Source organism: Streptomyces sp. SP18BB07, from assembly GCF_036322545.1.
Taxonomy (GTDB): domain Bacteria; phylum Actinomycetota; class Actinomycetes; order Streptomycetales; family Streptomycetaceae; genus Streptomyces; species Streptomyces deccanensis.
In genome coordinates this window covers 1-305 of record NZ_JAQYWT010000031.1, presented here as the reverse complement: position 1 = coordinate 305, position 305 = coordinate 1, and the positions used below count along the sequence as shown (strand labels likewise).

Genomic DNA, 305 nt, shown 5'->3' with positions numbered 1-305 from the left:
GGCGTGGCGGGAGGTGTTGAACACGGATGCGGGTGTGTACGGCGGGACGGATGTGACGGCGTCCGACCCGGTGAATCCGGAGCCCCTCCCCTGGGGAGGACGACCGGCCCGCATCCGTGTCACGCTCACCCCGCTGACCACCCACTGGCTCCGCCCGGCCTGCTCTTCCTCGCCCCCGACGACCCTACCCCTCCCATCCGCAAGGGGCTGCGCCCCATCGACCCCCACGCGACCGTCCGGGGCGGGCTCGTCGCGGATCTACCCGCCCACCTCTAAAACCGCGGCTGCGCCCCAGCCGGTACGGC

Annotated in this window: 1 protein-coding gene; it reads left to right on the top strand. The window is 73.1% G+C overall.

Annotated features, from left to right (window positions below):
• Positions 1-13: 13 nt before the first annotated feature.
• Positions 14-305: hypothetical protein (locus PUR53_RS47960; protein WP_443080239.1), on the top strand; the 292-nt coding region annotated here is incomplete at its 3' end.